The following is a 25,313-nucleotide window of genomic DNA, read 5'->3' on the forward strand; positions in this document are numbered from 1 at the left end:
CTATTTTTTTGAAAAAGATATGTTGGCCCTTTTCGTTTTTTTGTCTTCCCAATATTCATTCCATAAATCCCAATATGTATCATTTATTTTTTCCTTAAAATTTAATCCGAGTTTCTTAGAAATAATTTTAATTTTCTGGGGTGAACCTTCTATTTCTAAAAATGTTCCTATTTTTGGTAACTTGTCCATAACAACTTCACAACCTCCAATTAACCATTTTTCTCTGTATTTTTCCATTGTATTAACTTTAGTAAAACCAAGTTCTTTCAAAATAGTATTCATTTTTTCTATATCGAAAATTTCAAGTTCTATTTCCTCCCTTTCTTTAAAATGTTTATTTATAATTTTCTTTTTTAAGGTAATTGTATTTTTAAAACCTTTTCTAGTTCGCAAAAATGTACCTTTTTTAGAAAGAAAGTCGTCTGGTTTTTCAAAACGAAATGTTCTTTCAAAAGCTTTTCCTAAATATTTTGTTTTCTCTTTTTGAAGAATTTTCCTAACCCCTGAAGGTTTTCTAATTTTGAATTTTACCTCAATTTCTTTCATATAGTTTTTATTTTAAAAATATCAAAAATGAATTTAAAAGTCAATTTTTTATTTTCTATAAAATAGCCTCCAAGCCTTACTTAAGGCTTGGAGGCTCAACCTCCTGAACGAAGGATCTTATATCGACAATTCGGACTCTTCTAGTCCTCCCTAAGGGAAGAATTATTTTTACTTCCTCGCCCCTCTTTTTTCCAATTAAAGGAGCAATAAGAGGAGCCTTGTAAGAAATAAATCCTTCTTCGCTTTTGCAATGTGGGTTATGGACGGTATCAAAAGATCCAACTACTTTCCAACTTTCCTCTTTACCTTCTTCGTCACGTATTGTTACTTCGGTCCCTATCCACACGCTTTTGAAATCTATACCTCTTATTTCCTCTTCAATTATCGCAGGCGCATTTAGAGGACCAAGTATCTGATAATACCTCTTTCTTAGTTTTTCCTGGTCCTGAAGAGTATAATCCCAATGGGGATTATCATGCCAATACCCTCCTGTATCATATGCTTGACGTAATGCTCGAGGTATCTCCTTACTTAAGATATCCTCTATTCTTTTAAGCTCTTCTCGCATGAAGATATAAGTATCTCTTAAAAGATAGTTCTTCTCCTTAATCATTGTCTTCACCCTTCCTTATAAACTAATTTCTTGCATTATTCTGTTTAAAGATTGTTCAGGTTCTTCATTGCTTGTATCTATAAAGATATACCCGCCTTTCTCTTGAAAATAGTCTATGTATTTCTGCCGGAAAAAGCTATCTTCTTTTATTGTGTCGTATTTTGTTTTTTTCCCTCTATTCTCTATTCTTTCTTTTCTCTCTGGTTCGTTCGAGGTAAAAAGGAAAAAAGAAATATCTGGTTTCTCGATTAAAAACGAACCTAAAAATTCGTCTTTTATTTCTAATCCTAAGATCTTATGAATCGCGAGAGTTGAATCAATATATCTATCACATATTATAATATGTGAATCCCTAATACTTTTTATTTGATCAGAAACAAAGACATTGCCCATTAAATAATAAAGAAATCTCACCCGAAGACTTGCCTCCTCGTCCATAAATGATCTAAGTTCTCCTATTCTGAAAATAGAAGGGGGATTGACCACATACTTTGCTTTTAGTTCAGAAGCAAGCATCTTCGCTAAAGTCGTTTTTCCTCCACCATCAATACCTTCAAAAAGTATAAACATTGCACAACCTCCTTTCTCCGTTTCTGGCAAAAACGTATATTAATTCATCGGATTATTTTTTTAAATTACTATCACCATTTTTGATAAATGATTAACTATTTTTTTTATATAATAAAAAATAATTACCGTCAATAAAGTAATCTATATTAAAAAATCTTGCCATCCCTTTTTATTCTTTAAAAAACAGGCCCGAGGCCCTTTTTTCTTATAAAAATTTTGTTTTGGGGGCGTATTTTTTATTTAATTCAACCCACCATTTATCAGTATCAATTTCTTTTAACTTTTGGCCAAGTTTTTTTGCTGTGTCGGTTTTAAATCTTTCAAGAGTGAATTCAAGCCATTTTTCTGCTTTTTTATTGCCAAGTTCAAAACACTCTTTTTCAGTTAGCATTTCAGCTAGAATATCAGCGTCTTTTGTAACTTTTGCTTCTTTTGTCTCTCCTTTAAAATATTCTTTAAATAAATCTTTAAAATTAAAATCCTGAATATTGTGGTCTTCTGCAATTTCTTCAATGATTTTTAAATCATTGGAAGGAGAACTATAATATCTGTTTATAAGGTTGTGCTCGCCCGAGCGAGCCTCTATCAAATCATGAATAATCGCCATTTTTATAACCTTGTCTATGTCTACCTTTTCTTTCTTAGCTAAAATCCACGCAAAAATAATAGTATAAAAACTATGTTCTGCAACATTTTCTTTAATAGGCCCTTTTAAATAATTATAAGAAGCACGAGGAATATATTTTAAAATTCGCGCCTCTAAAATAAGATTAACAAGATCTTCAATACAATCCTTTTTCTCTCCTTTGAACATATAAATGAATTTTAAGGAATACAGATACAACCTACAAGTTTTCTACTGCCGTCATATTCTGAAAGCGTACCACCTGAATAACCCAAGTCATTACTGCAATATCTTTGACATCCAGAAATACAGTAGAGTAAATTTTTCTGGTTAGATAAATCTTCATGATTACACATAGGTTGATGTGCTATTATCGTGCTTATAGGCACAACCTTCCATTCACTTCCATTTGTGCTTTTTATTTCTCCGTTTGCATGTATTGTACTAAGCCTGCTTAATCCAGTTGGATCTACTTTATAGTAAGAATTGTTTGTATCATAAAAAAGCTGAGAGTTTACGGCTCCACCAATAAGAGCACTGCCATCAATTCCAATATTGTTTGACCATTGAAAAATAGCAGAATTTCCCAAGCGACTTGAGCTAGTCCATAGAGGTATACGATTTGAAGTTCCACTTCCTGTAACTGAACCCGTAGGCCAACTTGTTATACAATTTCCCCTAAGACAAACCCTATTTGTTGCACTTAGAGTGGGTGAACTTACCTCTCCATTAACATTCAAATTTCTTTTGAATATATAGTTGCCATTTGCAAATGAACCTGGCTCTACCTCGTCCGCAGAATGAAAAACGCCTTCTCTTGCAGCATAGACATACACACCGGCCAAACAAAGAACAAAAATGATAACGGAAAGAAAAATTATTTTATATTTTGGCATATTTTTTTTCTTATATCACACCGACCTTTTTTTTGGCTTTATTTAATGTCTTTTGCGCCTCTCTTAAAGCTGCTGTTTTTCCTTCTTCTAAAACTTTTTTTATATAGTTTTCGTTTTTATCAAGTTTTTTCTTCTTGTCTCTTATTTTAGCTAAAAATTTATTTATATTTTTCGCTAAAATTTCTTTTGACTCTTGATAAGAAATACCGCCTTCTTTATATCTTTTTCTGATTTTTTCTAATTCACTTTTTGGGCTAAATAATTTATGAAAATAAAAAACATTACAATTTTCAGGATTCTTTGGCTCCTCGGGCCGCTTTGAATCTGTAACTATTTTCATTATTTTTTCTTTCGTTTCTTCTTCTGAATCAAAAAGACCAATCACATTATTATAACTCTTGGACATCTTTCTACCATCCAACCCTTTAATTACTGCAACATCTTGTTTAACCATTATTTCTGGAATTTTAAATGTTTTTCCGTAAATATTATTAAATCTTTTAGCTGTTTCCTGAGCCATTTCAACGTGTTGTTTCTGGTCCTTCCCAACAGGCACAATATCTGAATTATATATTAAAATATCTGCTGCCATCAAAACCGGATAATCAAAAAGGCCCATATTCACTGACTTTCCCTTCGCAACTGCATCTTTATATGCGTGTGCACGTTTTAGTAGCGCCATTGGCAAAATACAATTAAAAATCCAGCAAAGCTCTGTAACCTGCGGAACATCGGATTGTTTAAATAAATGAACTTTCTTTGGATCAAGTCCCGCAGCAAGATACGCCTTTACAATTTCTAAACTATCTTTCTTAATTTTCTTAGGATCTTTTACCTGGTTTAAGGCATGATAGTCGGCTATAAAAATAAAACTTTCATAGTTTTTCTGAAATTCCAAAAACTGCATCATTGCGCCAAAATAATTTCCGATATGAAGATCACCAGTTGGCTTAATTCCCGATAATAATCTTTTTTTTGTCTTATGCATTTATGTGTTTTTAAAACGGATTAAAATCCGGCAAATCTAAAATGAGATTCTAGGACAATTTTATTTAGAATTTCTTCTAAAAAGAGGTTTTACTCTTCTCTCTATAAAATAATCTGAATAATTTTCTTTTACAAGAGCAATAATAATGGCTGTTAAAGGAATAGAAAGTATTGCTCCTAAAACACCAAATACTTTACCGGCAATAAATAAGACGACTATAACTAAAATAGGGTGCAAATCCACTCTTCTTCTCATTACAAAAGGAACAATTAGAAAGTTTTCAAGCTGTTGAACTATTATAAAAACCAAAGCTGCCCATAACGCCATAGGAACGCCACCCTGAACAAGCGCCAAAAACGAACCAATAACTCCAGCCAAAACAGGACCTAACATCGGAATAACCTCAAGCACCGCTGCCAAAACCGCTAGTACCAAAGCATATTTAACACCAACCAAAGAAAGACCAATATAAACTAATAATCCAACTATTGTTCCTAAGATAAAATAGCTATAAAGCCAACGACCAGCTATATTCTCTGCCCTTTTCCATCCTTTTAAAATTTTATCTTCTAATCTCTTATTACCAGAAGCGATAAGTCCTGAAATTCTTTCTGCGGTTTTCTTCTCCACAGCAAAATAGAAAGAAATTATGACAACAAATATCAAGTTAAATAATCCTCCGAAAAATCCAGAAAGAACGCCTGCTGCAGCAGTAAGACCTTGAGATAAACCCTGGATAAAACCTGATAAAGAATTTTTAATACCCTCCAACAACCCTACGCCTCCTATTGCTTTGTCTAATTTTGAAATTAAATCAACAAAGTTTTCTGAAATTTGAGGAGAGGAAGTAAAGAAATTTTGAACTTCCGTGATAAGTGGCGGAAAGATTATTGCAAGAATTAAGCTAATAAAAATTAAAAATAAGATAAATATCAATACACCGGATAATGCTCTTGGAAATTTCTTTTTTTCTAAAAAATCAATCCCGGGCCTAAGAGCGGAAGCAATTACAAAAGCGAATACAAAATAAGCGACAATATCACGCAAAAAATACAAAAGCCAAATTGTCAATAAAACCGCTAAAACTTTAAGAGTGGCAGAAATAACTTTATCCATAAAAATTTGATATTATTAATTTTAACAAAATTTGGATAAAAAAATCAACTAAAGTGTGAAATTTTGTATTTTTTTCTTTTTGGGGGAAATTACAGCTAAATTTAACCTACTTGGTGTAAAAATATATTTTGCAACATTAAGAATATCTCTCTTATTTACTTTATCAATTGCTCTAATTTTTTCTTCCGGACTTATAATATTTCTTTCCAAAAGGGCCTGACTTGCATAAAAAGAAGCTATATTGTCGCTTTCCTCCAAAGAAAGCCCGAATAAACCCTTTATGTATTCTTTTGCCATTTTTATTTCTTTTTCTGTCAAATTTCCTTTTTTTATTTTTTTATACTCTTGTGTTATTAAAAAAGTTGCCTTTTCAATATTTTTATGGTCGATGCCAGCGTATGTTACTAAATAACCCGTGTCAGGATTTAATTCTACGCTCGTATGAATATAATAAGCAAGACCCCTTTTTTCTCTAAGTTCCTGAAACATGCGAGAGGACATGTTACCACCAAGAATAACTGATAAAACCTGAAGAGCAAAACGTCTTTTATCAAAAATATTAAAGGCGCGAACACCAAGAGCAAGATGTGTTTGTTTGGTATTCTTCTTAAAAAATAATTTCCTTGGACTTGTTTGAAATTCTCTTACAGATTTTTTCTTTTTTTGAGTTTTTTGACTTATATCTGAAAAACAATCCCCAATCATAGATAATGTTTTTTTATTGTCAATCTTGCCCGCAACACAAACAACTGTATTTTGACTAACATAATAGTTTTTTATGTAATTTAAAAAATCTTCTCTTTGTATTTTTAAAACATTTTTTCTCTCTCCTGTTATTTTCCATCCTGCTGGCTGATCGCCATATAAAAGCTCCTCCCACACCCACTCAATATAATGCATAGGAGTATCTTCAAACATTTTAATTTCTTCTATAATTACTCCCCTTTCTTTATTAATTTCTTCGTCTGGAAGCGTTGAGTTTAAAAATATATCCGAAACCAAATCAAGGGCTAAATTAAAATGGGAATAATCTACTTTTACAAAATATCCCGTATAATCTTTGGAAGTAAATGCATTTATAATCCCGCCGACACCATCAATTTCTTTTGAAACATCAAGAGCACTTTTTCTTTTTTTTGTTCCCTTAAAATACATATGCTCCAAGAAATGAGATATACCGTTTTCTTTTTTTGTTTCGTATTTTGTGCCAGCTTTTACCAAAATTAAAACAGTTACACTATGTGTGTTTTTCATTGGACAAGTAATTATTTTCAATCCATTCTTTAAAACTGTTTTTTTAAACATTATTTCGCTATCTCTTTTTGCAAATAACTAACAAGGTCTGAATTTTTTATTCTTTTTTGCTTCATGGTATCGCGGTCCCGAAGAGTTACTGCATCGTCTTTTAGGGTATCAAAATCAATAGTCAAACAATACGGCGTCCCTGCTTCGTCCTGTCTTCTATATCTTCTTCCTATTGTTCCTCCCTCATCATACTGTGCTGAAAAATAAATCTTAAGGGATTTAAAAACATCCTTTGCCTTCTTTACTAATTTTGGCTTATTTTTAACAAGGGGCAAAATCGCTACCCTTATTGGAGATAAATTTTTATTTAATCTTAAAATAATTTCTTCTTCTTTTGCTGACTTTGTAGTTTTTGTCCTGCCACCTTTTACTTCTTCAAAACCATCACATAAAAACGCAAAAAGAGATCTTTCAACCCCGACCGAAGTCTCGATTATATAAGGAAAATATTTCTCTTTGGTTTTTTCGTCAAAATATTTAAGATCTTCTCCTGAATTTTTGGAATGATTAGATAAGTCCCAGTCGCCTCTGTTATGAATCCCTTCAATTTCCCTCCAACCAAAAGGAAATTTATATTCAAGATCAAATTGCTGCCTTGCGTAATGAGATCTTTCTTCTTTTGGAACTTCAATAAATCTTAAATTTTCTTTTTTCATTCCAAGTCCCAAATACCATTTGAATCTTTCTTTCTTCCAGTAATCAAAATATTTTTCCGATGCTTTTGGATTGCAGATCCACTGCATCTCCATTTGCTCAATTCCTCTTATTCTGTAAATAAAATTTCCTGGCGTAATTTCATTCCTGAAAGCTTTCCCAATTTGGGCCATGCCAAAAGGAATTTTTAGTCTCGTTGAGTTTAAAATATTCAAAAAATTGACATATATCCCTTGGCACGTTTCTGCCCTTAAATAGGTTGTTGCTGCTTCATTCTCAACTGGTCCTATAAAGGTTTTCATCATTAAATTGAACTTTCTTGGTTCTGTAAATTCATGTTTTCCGCCACCAGGACAATTCCAAAATTTATCGCTTTCTTTGTTTGTTCCAAAAACTGGTACTTGATCTTCCCTAAATCTTTGATTGCATTTTTTACACTCAACCAATTCATCAGCAAATCCTGCAGTTAAGTGCCCTGAGGCCTGCCAAACTTTTGGAGACATTAAAATTGCAGCGTCTAATCCCACAATATTTTCATGATTTTTCGTCATCTCGTCCCACCAGGATTTTTTAATATTATTTTTCAATTCAACCCCTAACGGTCCAAAATCATAACAAGAACCAAATCCTCCATAAATTTCAGATGATTGAAAAACAAAACCTCGGCGCTTTGCAAGAGATATAATTTTAGATAATTTAGACATTTTACTCAACAGAATCTGTGCTTAAAGATGGAGATAAATTCTCAAAAGTCTGACCCGTCCAACTATCTTTTCCTGAAAATTTAGAACCAGTAATTAAATCTTGAGGTAGTTTTTTTGGTTTAATTTTAATCTGGAAAGCGAAATCTCTTGAATAATTATAACTCATAGTTCCCAGGGTTAAAGTTACTCTTTTTGTCTTTTTGTCATAAGAAAATCTTGCACCAGGAGCATAAACTTTTCCAGTCCAGGTTACATTTTCTCCTAAAGTGCCTGTAATTTTTGTATTCTGTAGGTTATTGCCCCTGTTTTTTGCTTTCCAGTGAATAACTAGTGTTGTCTCTTTATTTTCTGCTATCGGGAAATTTCCTCCAGTAGCTACCTTACCCCTTAATCTTGATGGTAAATGATAATATGCATACTGATAAAAAGAAGACTGAGAGCTAATTTTTGTTCTTTGTTGTTTCTTTACTTTGTTAATTTTTATTTTTTCTATAATTGAGGCATTAGAAGCTAAAATTCCTTTTTTTACGTCAACGCTAAATCCAACATTACCTTCATCATAAGGTCCTAAATATAAAAGTTCGGGAATATTTTCTGAAGAAAATATAACTTTATTACCACTTACCTGACCACCTTGACATTTTAAAGTTGAAAAATCAATAAAATCACTTTCGAGTTCAACTGTTAAGCTCAGATCACGGTAAATTTCTTCACCCGCATTTTTAAAAGTAACTATATAGGATAATTTTTCTCCAGGAACAGGAAAATAATTTGCTTGTCCATTAATTTTTCGAAAAACTTCTATTGTAGAAGAGATAATTTTTACCGACGACTCTTTAAGTGCCAAAGGAATAAATTCATAAAGTTCTTCATCAAATTTTCCAATCTCGGCTTTAAACATTTTCTCATCGTCTACCTCACCACTTAGTTTTCCTTTTATTTCCACTTTTTGTCCTTCTCCTTCGTTTAATGTGCCTACATCAAAAATTATCTTACTTTGAGAAGTTTCTTCTCCCTCGGCAGCATTCTCAGGCCTTTCATTATCGGTGATACCAGAAGTTCTTATGAAACCATTGGGTAAAGATAATTTAACCTGAACATTTTCAAGGGGCGAAGAAAAACCAGATTGCCAAGAAAGAACAATAGTAAATTCCTGTCCTTTGTCTACTTTTTCTGGTATTTTCATGTTAAATGTAACAAGAGAGTTTGTAATAATTGTAACTGCAGTGGTTTCGTTTTGAAATTCCGTAGAAAATCCTTTTGGATTATAAGTTAAAGAAGCTTTTGACTCTTTTTTTTCATTTTTTTTGCCAAAAACCACCCCCGAGAAATTTTCTGTCTTCTCTTGTTGGGGTAAAATGCTATCAATTTGAATTTCTTCTCTTTTTTTAATAGAACCTTCTTTGTCAAAAGTCCCGGATGGATACTCAAAATTAAGGTTTATATTTTGTATTTCAATATTGCTATTATTTTTAACACTAATAATCCAGCTAATTTCCTCTCCACTTGAAGCTTCTTTTGGGGTATCAATTTTAACAACAACATTTTCTGTAGAAAAAGTGTTTCTAAAAAAGAAAAAATAAATACCAGTGCCAAGAACAGCTAATATCAAAAATATTATAAAATATTTAACTTTCTTTGATTTCCAGTTTATATGAATATCGCGGTTAAGATTCATTTTCTTTAAATAGGTCTTTATATTTTTTCTGAAGACTTTGTTTATATTTTGACTCCCTTATTTGGATTTCTTTAATAAGCTTTTGCAATTTTGATTCATTAAAACCTGTATCTTTCGGCGCTTGAACCGGAGAGACAATTTTAGAATATATTGTCCAATAAAAAATAATAACAAATATTATAACAAATAAAAACATTGTAAGTAAAATTAAAGAATATCTCTTTGTTAAAAATGATAATAATTTTTTGGACTGTGGCTTCATTGTTAATTTTAGTTTCTTATTATTTATAAAATATAAATTACTTATTTAATTGTTTCTCCTGTTGCTGTTCTTCTTTTGGCTCTGTATAAACTCTTAATTCAAACTCGCCTTCTGCTATTTCTGTTTTTTCACACTTCCCTTCGCCCTGCTCTTGGCAAGAACCCGAAATTAACTTTGTAAGACTAACTTTCTGCAATTCCATTAATTGAAAATTGCCAAAAGGAGTATTTTCAATCGCAAAAAAGAAACGCAAAACGCCAGGGAAAACTCCTTCTAGTTTAAATTTTAAAAGATAAAAATTATTATTATTTGTTGGTTGAACAATTTCCTTAGCTTCAATAGAAATATTATGTTTTCTTGCTACTGCTTCAAGGTTGGTTGCAAATTTTCCAACCCTTTCAAGCTCGTTTTCTCCTCTTTCGAAAAAAGAATTTTCAATTTTTGCCATCTTTCCTTTCTGCTCTTTGAATTTTTCTTTCCTTTCCTCAAGGGTATTTATTTTTTCTCGAAAAGCAGAAAAATCTTCTTTTTCTTTAAAATATTTATGCATTCCTAAGTTTAATCTTTTAAAAGCAAAGAAAATACCGACAATAATAAAGACAATAATTAAAATCCAGATAATAAAAATTAATTTTCTTTTCTTTGGCCCTGTCATGATTTAAATATAATTTATTATTTTAGTTTAAAAGAAAATTCAAATTCTACCTCTTGCGCTTTTAAAATATTTTGCAAAGGAGAAACCAAGGACATAAATTCTGACTGAGATCTAAGATTTTTCTCAAAAATAATAACTTGTTCTCTTTTTTTAGCAATTCCAGAAATTTTCACTTCGTAATATTGCTGCTGTTCCTGTTGTTGATTGTTCGTCTCTGTTGCCGTAGTTGTTGTTGGAGTGGGAGTAGTTTGGCTCTGAGTCTCTTCTGAAGAATCTCCTTCTGCTGCCGGAGAAGTAGCGGTTGTCTCTCCTTGTGTCTTCTTTTCAATGGTTAATTCTGTAAAGTAAATTCCGCTCGGTACCAAAGCAGATATCTTCTCAATTGTTGTTGAAAAATAAACTATGTCTTTTTGCGCACTATAAACTTTATCAATAAAATCATTCGATTTTAAAACTTGATCATCTAAGGCTATCATATCCTTAATTAATTTGTCTTTTTTAATTTCTTCAAGGGATCTTTTTTGATCAGATGACAAAAATTTCAAAGAAAAATCAGCACTTAGAAGTAGAAAAAAAACAATAAGAAGGGCGAGAAAAAGCGATTTTAAAATACCAACACCAATTAAATATAGTCTTTCTTTTTCTATTTCTTCTTTTTGTTCTGTGGGAAGAAGATTAAAAGTTAACATAGATTCAAATTATTTCTGCCGTTGCTCCTCTTATAGCAAGACCCACAACTGTTGTGTATGATAAAAAATCACGCACCGAAGGGTTTTTAGTTATGTTTTTTGAAATAGAAATTTTTTCTGGAATATTTGCTATTTCCGTTGAAACATTTAATGAGGCGTGAATAAAATCAGTAAAACCTATTAATCTTGATTCTCCTCCACAAACTATGATTTTTTCAATTGAACCAACAGGAATTTCTTTCGTTTCCTTAAAATCTTTAAAATAATCAATATACTGTTTAATTTGCTCTGAAAGATCGGTAAGGATCGGAACAAGAGCATTAAAAACTTTTTCTGCATCGACTTCATCTTCTTTTTCTCCTATTTTTTTCTCACCTTCAATTTTAGGAGTTTTAACATCGGCAACTAGATTTGTTAGTGGAAAATTAATTTTAGAAAGTTTTATACCTTGTTTTTGAAGACCAGCAAGACCCACCTTTCTTTTTATCTTCTCCGCCCTATCAAGACTTACCCCTAAAGACTTAGATATTACTTCGACAAACTTCTGTCCTGATATATCAATGTGCGAAGTGAATAAGATCGTCTCTCCAGAAAAAAATGTAAGACCAGCGCCACACTTCCCTATGTCAAGAATGATTACCGGACGCTCTATATAACTTTTAATAAGACTTCTTACTGTTGCCATTGATTCAATCTCAAAAACTATTGGCTCAATGCCAGAATTTTTAAAAATAGAAAAATACGAGTTAATTACTTCTTTTGGCACAACCGATACACAAATTGGATGTGTCTCTTCTTGATTTTCTTTATTTTTCTCCTGTATTTTTTTTTGTTTTTTCTGGCTTTTTTCCTTTCCCTCAATGATTTGCCAATCAAAATAAACGTTCTGCATTTTTACAGGAAAGTTTGATTCAATTTGCCATTTTATTACATTTTCCATTTCTTCTTCTTTCATTCCTGGAATATTAATAACTTTTATAAAACTATTTTCTTCTGGCAATGAACAAATAGCTTTTTTTGTTTTAATCTTTGCCCCCAAGACACTATTTTTACATTCTTGAATTATTTTTATCAGCTCTTGTTCTTTGTCTTTATTAATAATACCGTCGTTTATAAAGCCGGCTGGAATTTCTTTCTCGCCAAGACTTTTTAATACTAATTTAGATCCTTTCTTTTTTACTTGACCCATTTTAACTGAACGATCAGATAGATCTATCCCAAACGCTTCAGTTTTTGGAAGAAATAATGGCATGATGGTAAATCAAAAATTAAAATTCGAAAAATGAAAGTTATTTAAGTATATCAAACAAAAACAACGTTTTCAAAACAAAATATAAAATTATTTCTAAAACAAAATATAAAATTACTTATTTAAATTTATTGATTTTTCTTATTTAATAAGTTTCTTCCCAGTGCTCAATTTGAACAATTGGAGAATATGTTGGATCGCCTATTGCTTCATTGATTAAATCATTATCTAATGTAATATTAAGTGCCTGCCAAACACTAACTAATGACATTTTTCTTGCCATCATGCCCCCAACAATATTAAAACTTGCCGGTAGACTAACTAGCGAAAGTTCATCATTAGCATATAAAAGTCCGTTTATATTTATTGTTTCCAAAAAAAGTCCTGCCCCTATCTTTCTTTTTGTCATAAGTCCCGATGGCGTATCTGCTGGATGATTTATTGTTAATTGGCTATTTCCGCAACGCCAATTTAAAATATTTTTATACCAGCAACTCCTCTCGCCGATTGTAACATTGCCGTCAGCCACCAATGATCCGTTTACAGTAATTGTCTGACCGCCTCTTAACTCTATGGATCCCGTAACATAAGTCACAGCATTATTTAAAGTAAGGTTTTGATTATTCCACATAAGGTCTTCAAATTCTTCCGAGGTATAAACTGTCCCTAGGACCTGTGCTCTGCTTTTATAAGAAGCTGCGTCTGCCGAATCAAAATCAATCATCGGCATATCTATTTTTGATGGAGGGCGAGTAAATCCAGCGGCAAGACACGACGCCTCAGGATTGAAAATATTTTGAGCACACTGACCAGTTGATATAATTGTGCTTAACAAAGATTTATTAATGTTGTTTGCTGCCGCAACTTTCCCTTCTTCTACATCTGTTGTTTCTGGATTATCATAAGCTCGAAGAGTGCTAACTAATTGAAGAATAATATTGTTGTTAGAAAACATATTTCCGTCATAAATATTCATATATCCTGCCATAAAACGAATAACTTCACTCGCACCCCCTGTAAATACAGCACTATTTTGTGTTGAACTTGGATTTAATGATTTAAATACTCTTGTTTTTACAACGCGCTGAACTGTATTACCATTAGGCAATAAAATTTCTGCTGTTGAGATTATATCACCCCTTGCACATTCAGAACTTTGAATAGTAACTGTATAAGAAGAATCTTGGGACAAAGTGTTTGTTCTTGTAAAGCTATCAGAAAAAGTTTCACAAGTCGCCGATTCTACAAAATCATCTGCCCAAGCTTTATCTCCATCGCCAGTAGTTGTATCATACTGTAATTTCCAAATCGCCTCATTAATTCCAGCTTCTGCCAAATAATAAGCTTGTGATGCTTTTGAATGACTCTGGGAAATTCTCATCTCTGTTAAAACTAAATTTGAGAAATAAATAGCGACCATCAAAAGCAAAGAAACTGTAATTATAGCAAGCAAGGAAATAAAATTTTTTCTCTTTTTTTGCATAAATATTATAAATTTCTTCCGTGAACTTTTGTAAAAAGATCCATGCTTTTATCACCTTTTGTAATAGTCAAAGCAATATTTATAAGTGGATTTCCCCAAAATTCTAAACTTGTAATATATTCCCCGATTATCTCATCAATTAATATTTCTTCTACTAAAGTTTCTCCCGTGGGCGGAACTGCGTTCCAAGGAACATAATAAGTAGGGCTTGTATCGGAAAAATGGTAAATTAATACCTGCCTTCTTAAATTATTACTACCATCTTTAAAATAATAAATATAATAAAAGGAGCTATCTATTCTATAAATTGAAGTAGTAGTAGGTTGTATTTCCCATGCTCCTTTTACTGTTGCAACTTTCGAAGCACTATCATATTCAATAATTTCCTTTACTTGGCCTTCTCCAGTACCAGAAATAATTTTAATAAATGTTCCTTTGTAGTAATCATTTGTTTCGGAAGCCAAACCGTATAAAGTAATAGTATTTTCACTCACTGCTTGTGGATTTTGTTCTTCTGTTATTTGCGGAGCATGTCCGTCTTGAAATTTAATATTGTTTGGCGGACTTAATTCTTCACTATCCCTTGTGTCAGGTAATACTGTTACTATTTCTTTTGCCTGGCGTAATTCCCTTGAAAGCCTTTCTAAAACTATTCTGCCGTTCTGTATAACCTCTCCCGCTTCTTCTCCTTTTCTGTAAGCTCGTTGATGTAATAAATATAAAGAATAAATGCTTAGCATAATGCCAGTTGCAACAGCTATTGCAACTACTGTCTCTGTGGCGGTAAAAGCTATATTTTTCTTTCTTTTTTTCATAAAAATTATCTGTTTGTAATAATTGTACTCAAGACAATACTATCTTCTCCCACATCAAAAGACGCGTCCCAAAATAAAGTTACATTGATTTTCTTCATGTTTGTATCGCTGACAGATTCCTCAAAACCGGGAGGATTAACGTATGTTATAGAAATATTTCTTCTAAAAGATGCATCTTCTGCAACGGGATTTTCTGTTTCCTCACAAGGAGGAATATTACCTGAACAATTTATTTCCTCATACGACAAAAGTGAAAGCTCTTCGATTTTTGCTTGCGCAAGTTCAACTGCCCTACTTCTCATTTCAGATGATCTTTCAACTTTTAAACTTAGAGGAAAAATCCTTGTTACCGAAACAAAAGCTACGGTTATAATAAAAACAGCTAAAAGTGATTCTATCAATGTAAAAGAGTTTTTTTTAATTCCTGGAGATGATTTTTCCATTTTTTTCTTTTATTGCATTTTTACAAAACCAGATGGCTTTATTTCGATTGTTTTTGTTTTTGATTCCAGGTTAATTAAAATCACGGTTCCCCGTTCCTCTACCGCCCCATAAGGATTAAACCTTACTCTTTCTAAAGTAAGGCCCTCTATGGATTGATAAGAAACTCCTTGCGGAAGGCTTGCTTCTTTTATGATGACTTCCTCTGCACCGTACCTTATTACTTGGTATTTTTTTTCAATCTGGCAAAATTTAATTCCGTGTTTTACTTGCTCCGAAACTGCAAGCTGCTGGGCATAACGAAGATCTGTTACTATATCTCTTGCAATACCACTTAAATTCATTATTGGCTGATAGTTTTTTATAGCAACAACACTTATGCCGCTTATAATTCCAATAACAGAAACAACGACTAATACCTCTACTAAGGTGAATGCTTTTTTGTATTTTTTTGCCATGTGGTATTTAAATCTTATAGCCTATTCATCATTGAATACATTGGGCCAATAATTGAAATTGCAAAAACGGCTACTGCAATTCCGATTATAACCATAAGAACCGGTTCAATTATTGTTGATAAGTTTTTGGTAATTCTATCTAACTCAGTTTCATAAAAATCGGCAAGATCATTTAAAACTTCTCCCATATTTCCTGTCTCCTCTCCCACTTCTACCATCTGAATTAACAAGAAAGAAAAAAGATTTTCATGACTTATAAGAGATTCTTTAAGTGTTCTCCCTTTTTGAATTTGATCTGCTACATCTCTTAACGCGTCTTTATATAATTTATTTGTAAGGGTAGTAGAGAGAATATTTAAGCTTTTTACAATAGGAACACCACTTTTTATTAAGGAACTTAAAGTTCGAGCAGTTCTTGCTGTGTTTAATTTTTTAAAAATCTGGCCAACCACGGGAATCTTTAAAGACAATTTATCGAAAGCCAACTTTCCTTTTTTACTTTTTTTAACCCTTATAAATAAAAAAACGAGTAAAACTATTATTACTGGAATTAAATACCAAAACTTAGCAAGATAGTCCCCAAAAGACAATATAATTTGGGTTATAACGGGCGTCTCAACTTCCATCTCTTCAAAAGTTTTAGAAAATTGCGGTAAAATAAAAATCATCATCCCGGTCCCTATAACTGCCATCAAGCATAGAAGAACTATGGGATACATCATGGCTCCCTTAACTTTGCTTATAACCTCCTGATCTTTTTTCATTTGTTCGGCAAGAGTTTCAAGGACGTCTTTTAAATTACCCGTCTCCTCTGCTACTCTTACCATATTGACATAAAGCTCACTAAAAACTTGGGGATGCTTTTTAAGAGCTTCTGAAAATTGCTCTCCTCTAAGAACATCTTCTCTCATTTTTGATATTACTTCCTTAAATTTATCACTTTCCGCCTGATTGGCTAAAACATCTAAAGATTTATCAAAAGGAAAACCGGCCCCTATCATAACTGAGAGGTGCCGAGTAAATATCATTTTATCTGTAAGTTTTATCTTCCCACTTTTTAATTTGAATATTTTCCGCTTATTTTCTTTGTTACCATCTGTAGAAATTAAAATAAGATTTTTTTTCATTAATAATTTAGCAAGTTCCTCTTTGCTTTTTGCTTTCTCTGTCCCAAATACTGTTTCTCCATTCATTTCTTTTGCCTGATATTCATATATTGGCATATATAAAAATATTTATTTCTCTGTAGCAACTCTTAAAACCTCTTCAATGCTAGTTAATCTCCTTGCTGCTTTTACAAAACCATCCTCGAACATTGTTAACATTTTTTCCTTTTCTGCCTGTACTTGAATTTCGTCAGCCGATCTTTCTTTGATAATCAGTTCTTTAATGGCGTCGCTAACAGATAAAACTTCATAAATACCAACTCTTCCTTTATAGCCACCTTCTACTCCTTTAGTTTTTTTTGGTCTTCCAAATTTAATATTTTCCCAACCCTGATCTTTCTTAATAATTTTTTCTTCTTTAAATATGTTTAAAATTTTTTCCATATTATATTGCTTTGCAAGGCTCTGTATCTCTTCTTTTTTAAAATAATATTCTTCCATGTCAGAAGCAAGTTTCCTTACAAGCCTTTGAGCCACCACAAGTCTCAGGGTTGATGCCGCAAGAAATGGTTCAACTCCCATATCAATGAGTCTTGGTACTGCGCCCGCGGCAGTATTTGTGTGTAGGGTCGAAAGGACTAAGTGTCCTGTAAGGGCAGCGTTTATTGCAAGTTCTGCTGTTTCTTTGTCTCTAATTTCCCCTACCATAATAATATCTGGATCCTGTCTTACAAGAGACCTTAATCCTGAAGCAAAAGTAAACCCAATTTCCGGTTTTACTTGGCTTTGATTTATCCGAGGCATTGTATATTCAATAGGATCCTCAACGGTAGAAATATTTACCCCCGGGGTATTTAAAATATCCATTACGGAATAAAGAGTTGTTGTTTTCCCAGAACCCGTAGGCCCCGTTACTAGAATTAAACCATTAGGACGCTTAATATTGACGTGAACGTCTTCTAGTAAATCTCCCCAAAACCCTAATTCTTCAAGGGTAAAAGCTTTTGAAGTTTCCGGCAACAATCTCATCACAATCTTTTCACCATAAAAAGTAGGTAAAATAGAAACTCTAAAAGAAATTTTGTATTCTTCTGTCTCTATTTTGAAACGACCATCCTGAGGAAGACGATGTTCGTCTAATTTGAGAGAAGAAAGCACTTTAATTCTTGCTATAATACCAGGTTGCACTCTCTTTGGAAGCACCATGGCATCATGTAAAATACCATCAATTCTATACCTTACAACTACCTCTTTCTCGCCGGGTTCTACATGAATATCAGATGCCCTTTGTAATATTGCGTGCTTTAAAAGCACGTCTACAATTTTTATAATAGGTAATTCTTCTGCTGCTTTTACAAGTTCATTTTTCTCTTCGGTCTTCTTGTCTTTATCATCTGAAACATGCTTTATTTCCGAAACTTTTTCTTTAATAATTGACCCGAATTCAGACTCTAAACTTTCCTCATATTGTATTAGAGCATTTTTTATACTAGAAGGAGTTGTTAGACGAGGAAGAACTTTTAAGTTTGCTTTCTTTTTAATAAATTCAATTGTTTGCAAGTCTTCTGGATTCAACATCGCAACTTCAAGGTTTCTGTCCTCTTTTTTGTAAGATACAATGTTATGTTTCCTCGCAATTGGCTGAGGAATGATTTTAAGAACGCTTAAAGGAATTTTCTCTTTTTCAAGGTTTATAAAAGGAATACCCAAAATATATGCTTTTAAGTGAATTAAATCTTCTTCCTTAATTAATCCATCATGTATTAAAATATCTTCAATTTTTTTTCCTGTCTTTGTAGCTTTATTATCTGCTTTTTCAAGATCTTCTTTTTTTACCAACCCAGAGTCCAATATAAAAGCCTTTAATTGTTGTGGCTCAACTCTCATAAAAATTTATTTTTTTTAAGATTCTATATACTGTTTAACTTTTTCTGCTATATCTTTTAATTCATAATCTGACTTTACAAGATAGGTAGTCGCTCCAAGAGATAAACTTTTCTCTATGTCCTTTGGATTCTCAAGATTAGTTAGAACAATAATTGGAATTTTCTCTGTTTTTTTATCTTTCTTTAACTCTTCTAAAACCTCAAAACCATCTTTCTTGGGCAAAATAATATCAAGCAATATAAGATTGGGTTCTTCTGTTTTTGCCATATTTAAACCGATTTCTCCATCCAGAGCATGAATCACTTCATAACCTTCTTTTTTAAGAAACTCGCCTACTGATTTTTGAAGACTAAACTCATCTTCAATAAATAATATCTTTTTCATAAATTTTTGAGCTTAGCGAGAAAATTTAATGCGTTAGCTTCCTAAATTTTTTGAGCAACGCGATAAAAATTTAATGCGTAAACTCCATTTTTTCATTTTAAGGGTAATAAAAACCAAAAAGTACTACCCTCGTTTTCTTTTGATATAAAACCGACCTTTCCTTTAAGCTCGTTTATAATAGCTTTTACTATATAAAGACTCAGACCAAGCCCCTTTGTCTGATAACGAAAAATATTACTACTTCGAAAAAATTTATCAAAAATTTTTTTCTGTTCTTCTTCTGGAATTCCAACTCCTTTGTCTAAAACAGAAAATTTTACCATTTGTTTATCTTTTTCGAGAGAAATTTTTACAACATCACTTCCTTTACTGTACCCAACAGCGTTATCTAAAAGGTTTTCTATTACTTGCTCGACTGCTTGAGGATCTGTTATTATTTTGGGAACTTTTTTTGAAGAAAAATCAATCTTGACATTACTATCTTTAATTAAAGGATTAAGTTTTTTAATAACTTTCTCCACAATTTCCTTTAAATCTACTTTCTCTCCTTTTGGAGACCATCTTTTTTGTTCAATCCTGGAAGCCGTTAACATATTATTTATTAATTTTAACATTCTTTCGTTTTGAGCCCGGATCATTTCAAAATGCTCCTTATCTTTCCCTACACAACCCTCGCTCATAGCTAAATCAATTGTCCATTTTAAGTTGGTAAGAGGCGTTTTTAATTCATGAGAAACTATATTCATAAATTCAGATTTTAATAAATTGGCCTCTGCTAAATTCTGAAAACTGTTTACTATAATGTAATTAAGAGCTAAAAGTATGACAGCGATTCCCATAATCACTAAAGACAATTGTTCTGGCTCTAAATAACGATTACCAACATAATAGGCTATAAGAATTGCTGCCACTATAAAACATCCCAGCACAAAAAAGATAAAGGGGGGATATTCAAAAAGAGGTAAATTATATTTTTTATAATCAGAAAATATATTTATTTTTTTAAAAAATACCATATTTGAGTTTTATAAATTTTAAATAAATAATTTATTTTTTACTAAGTCAGTCTTATTTAAATTATATAATTATATAATAATAAAGTTAAATTACAAACACTTTTTCTTGAATAATATAATAGAGATAATACTTTGTAATTTTCTTTAATTCTTCTTTTTGATAATTGTTAATTTTAAGTTTTTCCAGAATATTTTCGTCTTTATGAATAATTAATCTTAATATCTTAATAATATCTCTTGATATTTCTTTACCTCTTTTCTCTTTATTTTGAATGTGTTCTGCGTCAATTAACCCCCCATCTTTTGCAGAGAAGAAAATCTTTCCTTCGTTTATTTTCTTTTCGCATTCAATACAATAATAAAGCTCGGGTTCAAAACCCAAAAAGGAAAAAAGAACCCACTCAAAATATCTTACAAAAAGCCATTCACTTCCTGGTTTATTTTTTTTAATTTTTTTTAATGTCTCAAGAAGTAAATTCCAAATTTCTTCATCTTTCTCCTCTCCATTTACAAGTTTGTTTAAAATATCAGAAATATAAAGTGCCATCCTAAATAATTTCGGATTTTCTTTTATTTCCGAAAAATCTTCTTTTAATATAGCATCAGTTACTATATTAAAGTTCTTACCTTTAACAAACTCAAGATTAATTAAGTTTAAAATCTGGAGACCTCCTTTTAATTTTGCTTGTGGTTTTCTAATTGCTTTTCCTAAAACCTCAATTTTGCCAAATTTTTTTGTGTATAAATAAAATAACTTATCATCTTCGCCCAGTTCTTTTTCGCCAATAACAACTGCTTTTGTCTTTATTGTTTCGTGAAGCATACCTATTTTTTCTTTATTCCGAGCCAAAGTTCTTCTCCTCTTTTAAATTTCTTTCTTGCTTTCTTCTGCATGTCTTCCCGAATTGACTTTCGAATATTTGTAATGTCTGTAAATCTACCTTTTTCGTCTCTTTCTACATAAAAAATCTTCCCCTTTACTTTTATTATTTCTTTAAGATAGGGTGGTTTTTCTTTCTCTAAAAGGTCTTTTGCTAATGTTTCTTCTTTTACAAAGTTTTTCTTTTTCTTTAATATATTCGAATTTTTTTCATCACCCTTATAATGAATCTCAATAACATTTTCCTTGCTAAGACCGCCCTTTTTCCTCATTTCCTGGATTGCTCTTGTAATCTCCCTCAAAAAACCTTCTTCTTTAAGCTCTTTTGTGATCTTTGTATCAAGTTTTAAGGATTTACCAAAAGTAACTTCTTTTACGTTTAATTCTTCTTTAATTAAATCTGATAATTCTTTTTTTTCTGCTATTTCTTTATCATTTATTTGTAAATTATTTAGTGGCTGACGGACTTTCATCCCAGCTTCTTTCCTTTTTGAAAGGGCCAAAGTAACAATTTCTCGAACTTTGTTCATTTTTTCTTCTAGTTTTTTGTCGATTAAATTTTTGTCTACTTTTGGATAATCAAATAAATGTACGGACTCCTCTGGTATATTTTTATTTTTCAAATCCAAGTAAATTTGTTCGCTTAAAAATGGTACCATCGGCGCCATAAGCTTTATTAGGTTGAAAAGAACAAAATAAAGAGTCTCTGCTGCATCTTCTTTCTCTTTCTTATCTTTGGGCTTTTGAAATCTTTTTCTTGATCTCCTAATATACCAGAGAGATAAATCCTCAATAAAGAAATTTTCTATCAACATGCTTGCCTTTGTAGAGTCGTATTTCTCAAGATTTTTGTTCACTTCATCTATTAGTCCGTTAATTTTTGATAGAATCCATTTGTCTAAGGCGTTTTTACCCTTAATATTATTTATATCTAAGTTGTTTATCTCCTCTTCTGAAATATATGTCTTGAAAAAAGTGTAGCTATTTAAAAGATTTAAAAGTTTTCTTTTTGTCTCTTCCGCGACGTGATACCCAAATCTAAGATTGTAAAAAGGATTTTGTTTTACATAAATCCAACGCATCACGTCTGCTCCTATTTTGCCTATAGCGTCATCAAACCAAATTGCATTCCCTTTGGACTTGTGCATTTCTTCACCCTTTTCGTCCACCACGCTAGCATACCCAAATATTGTTTTGGTCGGAGGTTTTTCTTCCAAAACAGTACTCATTACAATAAGAGAATAAAACCAATTTTTAAATTGTCCCGGAAAAGATTCACAAATAAATTCAATCGGGAACCAATCTTCCCAATATTTTCTGTCAGAGAAATAATTTAAAGTAGAAAAGGGCACGATTCCTGCGTCCAGCCATGGATTACCAACGTCAGCAATGCGCGAGACTACTTCTTCGCACTTTGAACATTTTATTTTTACTTTATCAATCCAAGGTTTGTGGGGAGATTTCCCTTTAAATTCTTCCCATCCTTCAATTGCTCTTTCTTTCAACTCTTCTCTTGATCCAATTATTTCAAAATTGCCACATTTTTTACACTCATAAATCGGCAAAGCCAACCCCCAATATCGATTTTTCTTACTGATCAACCAATCGTCCATGTTTTTTAGCCAATCTAATTCTCTTTCAAGCCCAAAAGAAGGAATCCATTTTATTTTCTTTGTTATGTCTATCAACTCATCTCTTAATTTCTCCATTGAAATATACCATTCGTCAGCTACTTTCCAAACTAATTCTTCTTTACAACGCCAACAAGCAGGATATCTGTGTAAGTATGATTTTTTGTTGAAAAAATAATCTCCGAGTTTGTTTATTATTATCTCTGGTTGTTTTTTTGCGTTTTTCCCCGTAAATTCTCCCATCCCCTCAAGATAATCTGCATTATCTGCTATTGGAGAAATTATAGAAAGTTTTTCTTTCTTTCCAATTTTAAAGTCTTCCTGTCCTGCACCAGGGGCAATATGCAATAGACCAGTTCCCTCCTCATCATTCACGATATCCCTCACGTCTACAATTGAATGAAAAGTCTCTGGGTTTTCTTTCTGTGCGTTTTTTACTATTTCCAAATCATCAAATGGCCCTTTATATTTTAAATTTAATAATTCTTCAGCCTCTATTGTTTTTATATTCCCTAACGTCTTTCCTAAATCCTGCATAATCCAGGCCTCAAGAGATAGTGCCCCACCATTTTTTTGCACTTCCCTTACTGGTGGTTTTTTCTCTTCTCCGGACAATAAAAATACATATTTTTCTTTTGATTTTTTATCTTCCCAAATACCATATGTATATTTACTATTAATACCAATTGCAACATTTGCTGGTATTGTCCATGGAGTTGTTGTCCATACCAAAAGATAAGTATTTTCCCATTCTTTATTTCCCTCATTTATTATAGGAAGTCTAAAAAATACTGAATCGTGAGTAATTTCTTTATAGTCTTCTGTAAGTATTTCGTGCTGTGAAATTGCAGTTTCACACCTTGGACACCAAGCAACTGTATCGTGTCCTTTATAAATCCAACCCTTCTCATCACATTTTTTAAGAAAATTCCAAATGGCATAATTATTTTCATCTGACATTGTATAATAGGAATTTCCCCAATCCATCCATTGACCTAATCTTATTGATTGTTCTGTTTGAATTTTTGAATACTTAAAAACTCTTTCTTTGCATTTTTCAACGAATTTTTCTACTCCGTAATTTTCAATATCTTTTTTATTCTTAAAACCGAGTTCTTTTTCAACCTCAACTTCAACCCACAAACCCTGGCAATCAAAGCCATTCTGGAATCTTTCATCAAATCCCTGCATTGCTTTGTAACGCTGAAAAACATCTTTATATGTTCTTCCCCAAGCATGATGAACTCCCATCGGATTATTTGCGGTTATCGGACCATCTAAAAAAGACCAACGTTCTTTGCCTTGGTTTTTGTTTCTTAATTTCTCAAAGATATTATTCTTTTTCCAAAATTTTAATATTTCTTCTTCTTTTTTTGCAAAGTCAAAATTCATATTCTTTTTGTAGAACTTATTTAAACAATTTTATCAGAAATAGAAAGAATTTCAAAATAAAAAGCGGCTAAAAGCCGTTTAATTTATGCCCGGGGTGGGAGTCGAACCCACACGGAGGGTGAACTCCACCGGATTTTAAGTCCGGACTGTCTACCAATTCCAGCACCCGGGCAGTGAGGCGCGGATCGGAATTGAACCGATGTACACGGTTTTGCAGACCGTTGCCTAACCACTCGGCCACCGCGCCGCCCTAAAATAATACCTTATTTCTTTTGTTTTTTCAATTCGTTTTTAAGCAAATGCATAACTTCCTTTACTGTTCCTTTGGTAAAAAATCCAGCAGCTTCTTTGTGCCCTCCGCCGCCCCAAATTTCTGAAATTTTAGCAACGTCAATCTCACTTGAGGAACGAAGACTTACTTTTATTTTTTCTTTCTTCAATTTCACTAAAAAAACATATACGTCGGCTTCTCCAACCCTTGCAAGAAAATCCGGAAAAACGGGTGGTTCTTGTAAGAAAAGTTCTGAGGGTTTTTTCTTTTTATATATTCTTTCTCTTAACTCTGAAAAATCTTCATATGAAATCCAAGAGTAAATTATATTTAATTTTTTATCCCATTTTGCCCGAGATAAAAATCTTTCAAGTACTTTTGACTGAAGATAACTTATATGATGGTAACTTGAGGTAATTTTTTTAAGATTAGCTCCTTTTTTAATAAGATCTACTATTACTTCTTTTATATCTTCTCTTTCTGGCAGACGCGTAAATCCTACTGTATCAGTAAAGATACCAACAAGAAGGTAATTAGCAATTTCTTTATTAATTTTTATTCCGGCCATCTTTAAAAAATAATATATCATTTCACAGACCGAAGAGGCAGACGCACTTACAATTTTTATTTTCCCAGTTCTTTTTCCAGAAATATGGTGATCAATTGAAATAACTTTATTTTTATCAATAGAAAAATTTGCGGGGATATCGATTCTTCTCTCGTCCGCATAATCCAAAGCTAATATTAAATCAAAATCATTCTTTTTTGGTTTCTTTTTTTTAATATCTTTATATTCTGGTAAAAAATCAAGATATTTGGGAGGCTGTGAAGAAAAAATATATGTTTCTTTTCTTAAACTTTTTAAGTAGCTATTTAAAGAAAGAAGACCGCCTATTGCATCACCATCAGGAGCACGATGACCTAAAAGTAAAACTTTCTTTGCGTTTTTTATCTCTTTCTCTAATTTTTTAAATTGTTCTATTATTTTTTTCTCCATTT

25 protein-coding genes and 2 tRNA genes are annotated in these 25,313 nt (G+C 32.0%); all 27 read right to left on the minus strand.

Going from position 1 to position 25,313, the window contains the following annotated elements; genetic code table 11:
- Positions 1-546 carry a class IV adenylate cyclase gene (gene cyaB, locus PHI88_00570; GenBank protein MDD5551647.1) on the minus strand — a complete coding sequence of 182 codons (546 nt, stop codon included), beginning with the start codon at positions 544-546 and terminating at the stop codon, positions 1-3.
- A 76-nt stretch (positions 547-622) separates the two neighbouring features.
- Positions 623-1,159 (minus strand): GreA/GreB family elongation factor, encoded by a 537-nt coding sequence (locus tag PHI88_00575; protein ID MDD5551648.1) that lies wholly within the window; start codon positions 1,157-1,159, stop codon positions 623-625.
- 15 nt (positions 1,160-1,174) lie between these two features.
- Entirely contained in the window at positions 1,175-1,759 is a 585-nt protein-coding gene (locus PHI88_00580; GenBank protein ID MDD5551649.1) for a hypothetical protein, read from the minus strand.
- 175 nt (positions 1,760-1,934) lie between these two features.
- Entirely contained in the window at positions 1,935-2,543 is a 609-nt protein-coding gene (locus PHI88_00585) for an HD domain-containing protein (GenBank protein ID MDD5551650.1), read from the minus strand.
- An 11-nt stretch (positions 2,544-2,554) separates the two neighbouring features.
- Complete coding sequence (locus tag PHI88_00590; protein ID MDD5551651.1) at positions 2,555-3,250, minus strand: hypothetical protein; 696 nt, start codon at positions 3,248-3,250, stop codon at positions 2,555-2,557.
- A 10-nt stretch (positions 3,251-3,260) separates the two neighbouring features.
- Complete coding sequence (gene trpS / locus PHI88_00595; GenBank protein MDD5551652.1) at positions 3,261-4,238, minus strand: tryptophan--tRNA ligase; 978 nt, start codon at positions 4,236-4,238, stop codon at positions 3,261-3,263.
- Between the two features lie 60 nt (positions 4,239-4,298).
- Positions 4,299-5,354, minus strand: coding sequence for an AI-2E family transporter (locus PHI88_00600; GenBank protein ID MDD5551653.1), 1,056 nt, complete (start codon positions 5,352-5,354; stop codon positions 4,299-4,301).
- A gap of 48 nt (positions 5,355-5,402) precedes the next feature.
- Positions 5,403-6,659, minus strand: coding sequence for a pitrilysin family protein (locus PHI88_00605; protein ID MDD5551654.1), 1,257 nt, complete (start codon positions 6,657-6,659; stop codon positions 5,403-5,405).
- Positions 6,659-8,017: a glycine--tRNA ligase gene (locus PHI88_00610; GenBank protein ID MDD5551655.1), complete on the minus strand. Its 1,359-nt coding sequence runs from the start codon at positions 8,015-8,017 to the stop codon at positions 6,659-6,661. Before PHI88_00610 ends, PHI88_00605 begins: the two co-directional genes overlap by 1 nt.
- Position 8,018: 1 nt before the next feature.
- Complete coding sequence (locus PHI88_00615) at positions 8,019-9,695, minus strand: hypothetical protein (protein MDD5551656.1); 1,677 nt, start codon at positions 9,693-9,695, stop codon at positions 8,019-8,021.
- Positions 9,685-9,957 (minus strand): hypothetical protein, encoded by a 273-nt coding sequence (locus PHI88_00620; protein ID MDD5551657.1) that lies wholly within the window; start codon positions 9,955-9,957, stop codon positions 9,685-9,687. The genes PHI88_00615 and PHI88_00620 overlap by 11 nt, the downstream gene beginning before the upstream one ends.
- Positions 9,958-9,994: 37 nt before the next feature.
- Positions 9,995-10,612: a hypothetical protein gene (locus PHI88_00625; protein ID MDD5551658.1), complete on the minus strand. Its 618-nt coding sequence runs from the start codon at positions 10,610-10,612 to the stop codon at positions 9,995-9,997.
- 17 nt (positions 10,613-10,629) lie between these two features.
- Complete coding sequence (locus PHI88_00630; GenBank protein ID MDD5551659.1) at positions 10,630-11,301, minus strand: hypothetical protein; 672 nt, start codon at positions 11,299-11,301, stop codon at positions 10,630-10,632.
- Between the two features lie 4 nt (positions 11,302-11,305).
- Positions 11,306-12,553 carry a type IV pilus assembly protein PilM gene (pilM, locus tag PHI88_00635; GenBank protein ID MDD5551660.1) on the minus strand — a complete coding sequence of 416 codons (1,248 nt, stop codon included), beginning with the start codon at positions 12,551-12,553 and terminating at the stop codon, positions 11,306-11,308.
- Between the two features lie 142 nt (positions 12,554-12,695).
- Positions 12,696-14,033 (minus strand): hypothetical protein, encoded by a 1,338-nt coding sequence (locus PHI88_00640; GenBank protein MDD5551661.1) that lies wholly within the window; start codon positions 14,031-14,033, stop codon positions 12,696-12,698.
- A gap of 5 nt (positions 14,034-14,038) precedes the next feature.
- Positions 14,039-14,848, minus strand: coding sequence for a hypothetical protein (locus PHI88_00645; GenBank protein ID MDD5551662.1), 810 nt, complete (start codon positions 14,846-14,848; stop codon positions 14,039-14,041).
- Positions 14,849-14,853: 5 nt separating this feature from the next.
- Positions 14,854-15,291 carry a hypothetical protein gene (locus PHI88_00650; protein MDD5551663.1) on the minus strand — a complete coding sequence of 146 codons (438 nt, stop codon included), beginning with the start codon at positions 15,289-15,291 and terminating at the stop codon, positions 14,854-14,856.
- 9 nt (positions 15,292-15,300) lie between these two features.
- Complete coding sequence (locus PHI88_00655) at positions 15,301-15,747, minus strand: prepilin-type N-terminal cleavage/methylation domain-containing protein (GenBank protein ID MDD5551664.1); 447 nt, start codon at positions 15,745-15,747, stop codon at positions 15,301-15,303.
- Between the two features lie 14 nt (positions 15,748-15,761).
- The gene (locus PHI88_00660) at positions 15,762-16,970 is read right to left on the minus strand and encodes a type II secretion system F family protein (GenBank protein ID MDD5551665.1); all 1,209 of its coding nucleotides are present in this window, start codon (positions 16,968-16,970) and stop codon (positions 15,762-15,764) included.
- 12 nt (positions 16,971-16,982) lie between these two features.
- Positions 16,983-18,740, minus strand: coding sequence for a GspE/PulE family protein (locus tag PHI88_00665; protein ID MDD5551666.1), 1,758 nt, complete (start codon positions 18,738-18,740; stop codon positions 16,983-16,985).
- A gap of 15 nt (positions 18,741-18,755) precedes the next feature.
- Positions 18,756-19,124, minus strand: coding sequence for a response regulator (locus tag PHI88_00670; protein ID MDD5551667.1), 369 nt, complete (start codon positions 19,122-19,124; stop codon positions 18,756-18,758).
- Positions 19,125-19,216: 92 nt separating this feature from the next.
- Positions 19,217-20,140 carry a HAMP domain-containing sensor histidine kinase gene (locus tag PHI88_00675; GenBank protein ID MDD5551668.1) on the minus strand — a complete coding sequence of 308 codons (924 nt, stop codon included), beginning with the start codon at positions 20,138-20,140 and terminating at the stop codon, positions 19,217-19,219.
- Positions 20,141-20,225: 85 nt separating this feature from the next.
- Positions 20,226-20,963, minus strand: coding sequence for a DNA repair protein RecO (gene recO, locus PHI88_00680; GenBank protein ID MDD5551669.1), 738 nt, complete (start codon positions 20,961-20,963; stop codon positions 20,226-20,228).
- 2 nt (positions 20,964-20,965) lie between these two features.
- Positions 20,966-24,043: an isoleucine--tRNA ligase gene (gene ileS, locus PHI88_00685; GenBank protein ID MDD5551670.1), complete on the minus strand. Its 3,078-nt coding sequence runs from the start codon at positions 24,041-24,043 to the stop codon at positions 20,966-20,968.
- An 86-nt stretch (positions 24,044-24,129) separates the two neighbouring features.
- Positions 24,130-24,215: transfer RNA gene (locus PHI88_00690), tRNA-Leu, on the minus strand.
- A 4-nt stretch (positions 24,216-24,219) separates the two neighbouring features.
- Positions 24,220-24,290: transfer RNA gene (locus PHI88_00695), tRNA-Cys, on the minus strand.
- Between the two features lie 16 nt (positions 24,291-24,306).
- Positions 24,307-25,311, minus strand: coding sequence for a DHH family phosphoesterase (locus tag PHI88_00700; GenBank protein ID MDD5551671.1), 1,005 nt, complete (start codon positions 25,309-25,311; stop codon positions 24,307-24,309).
- Positions 25,312-25,313: the final 2 nt, after the last annotated feature.

It is taken from the genome of Candidatus Paceibacterota bacterium, assembly GCA_028716825.1.
In the GTDB taxonomy this organism is placed as follows: Bacteria; Patescibacteriota; Minisyncoccia; order Minisyncoccales.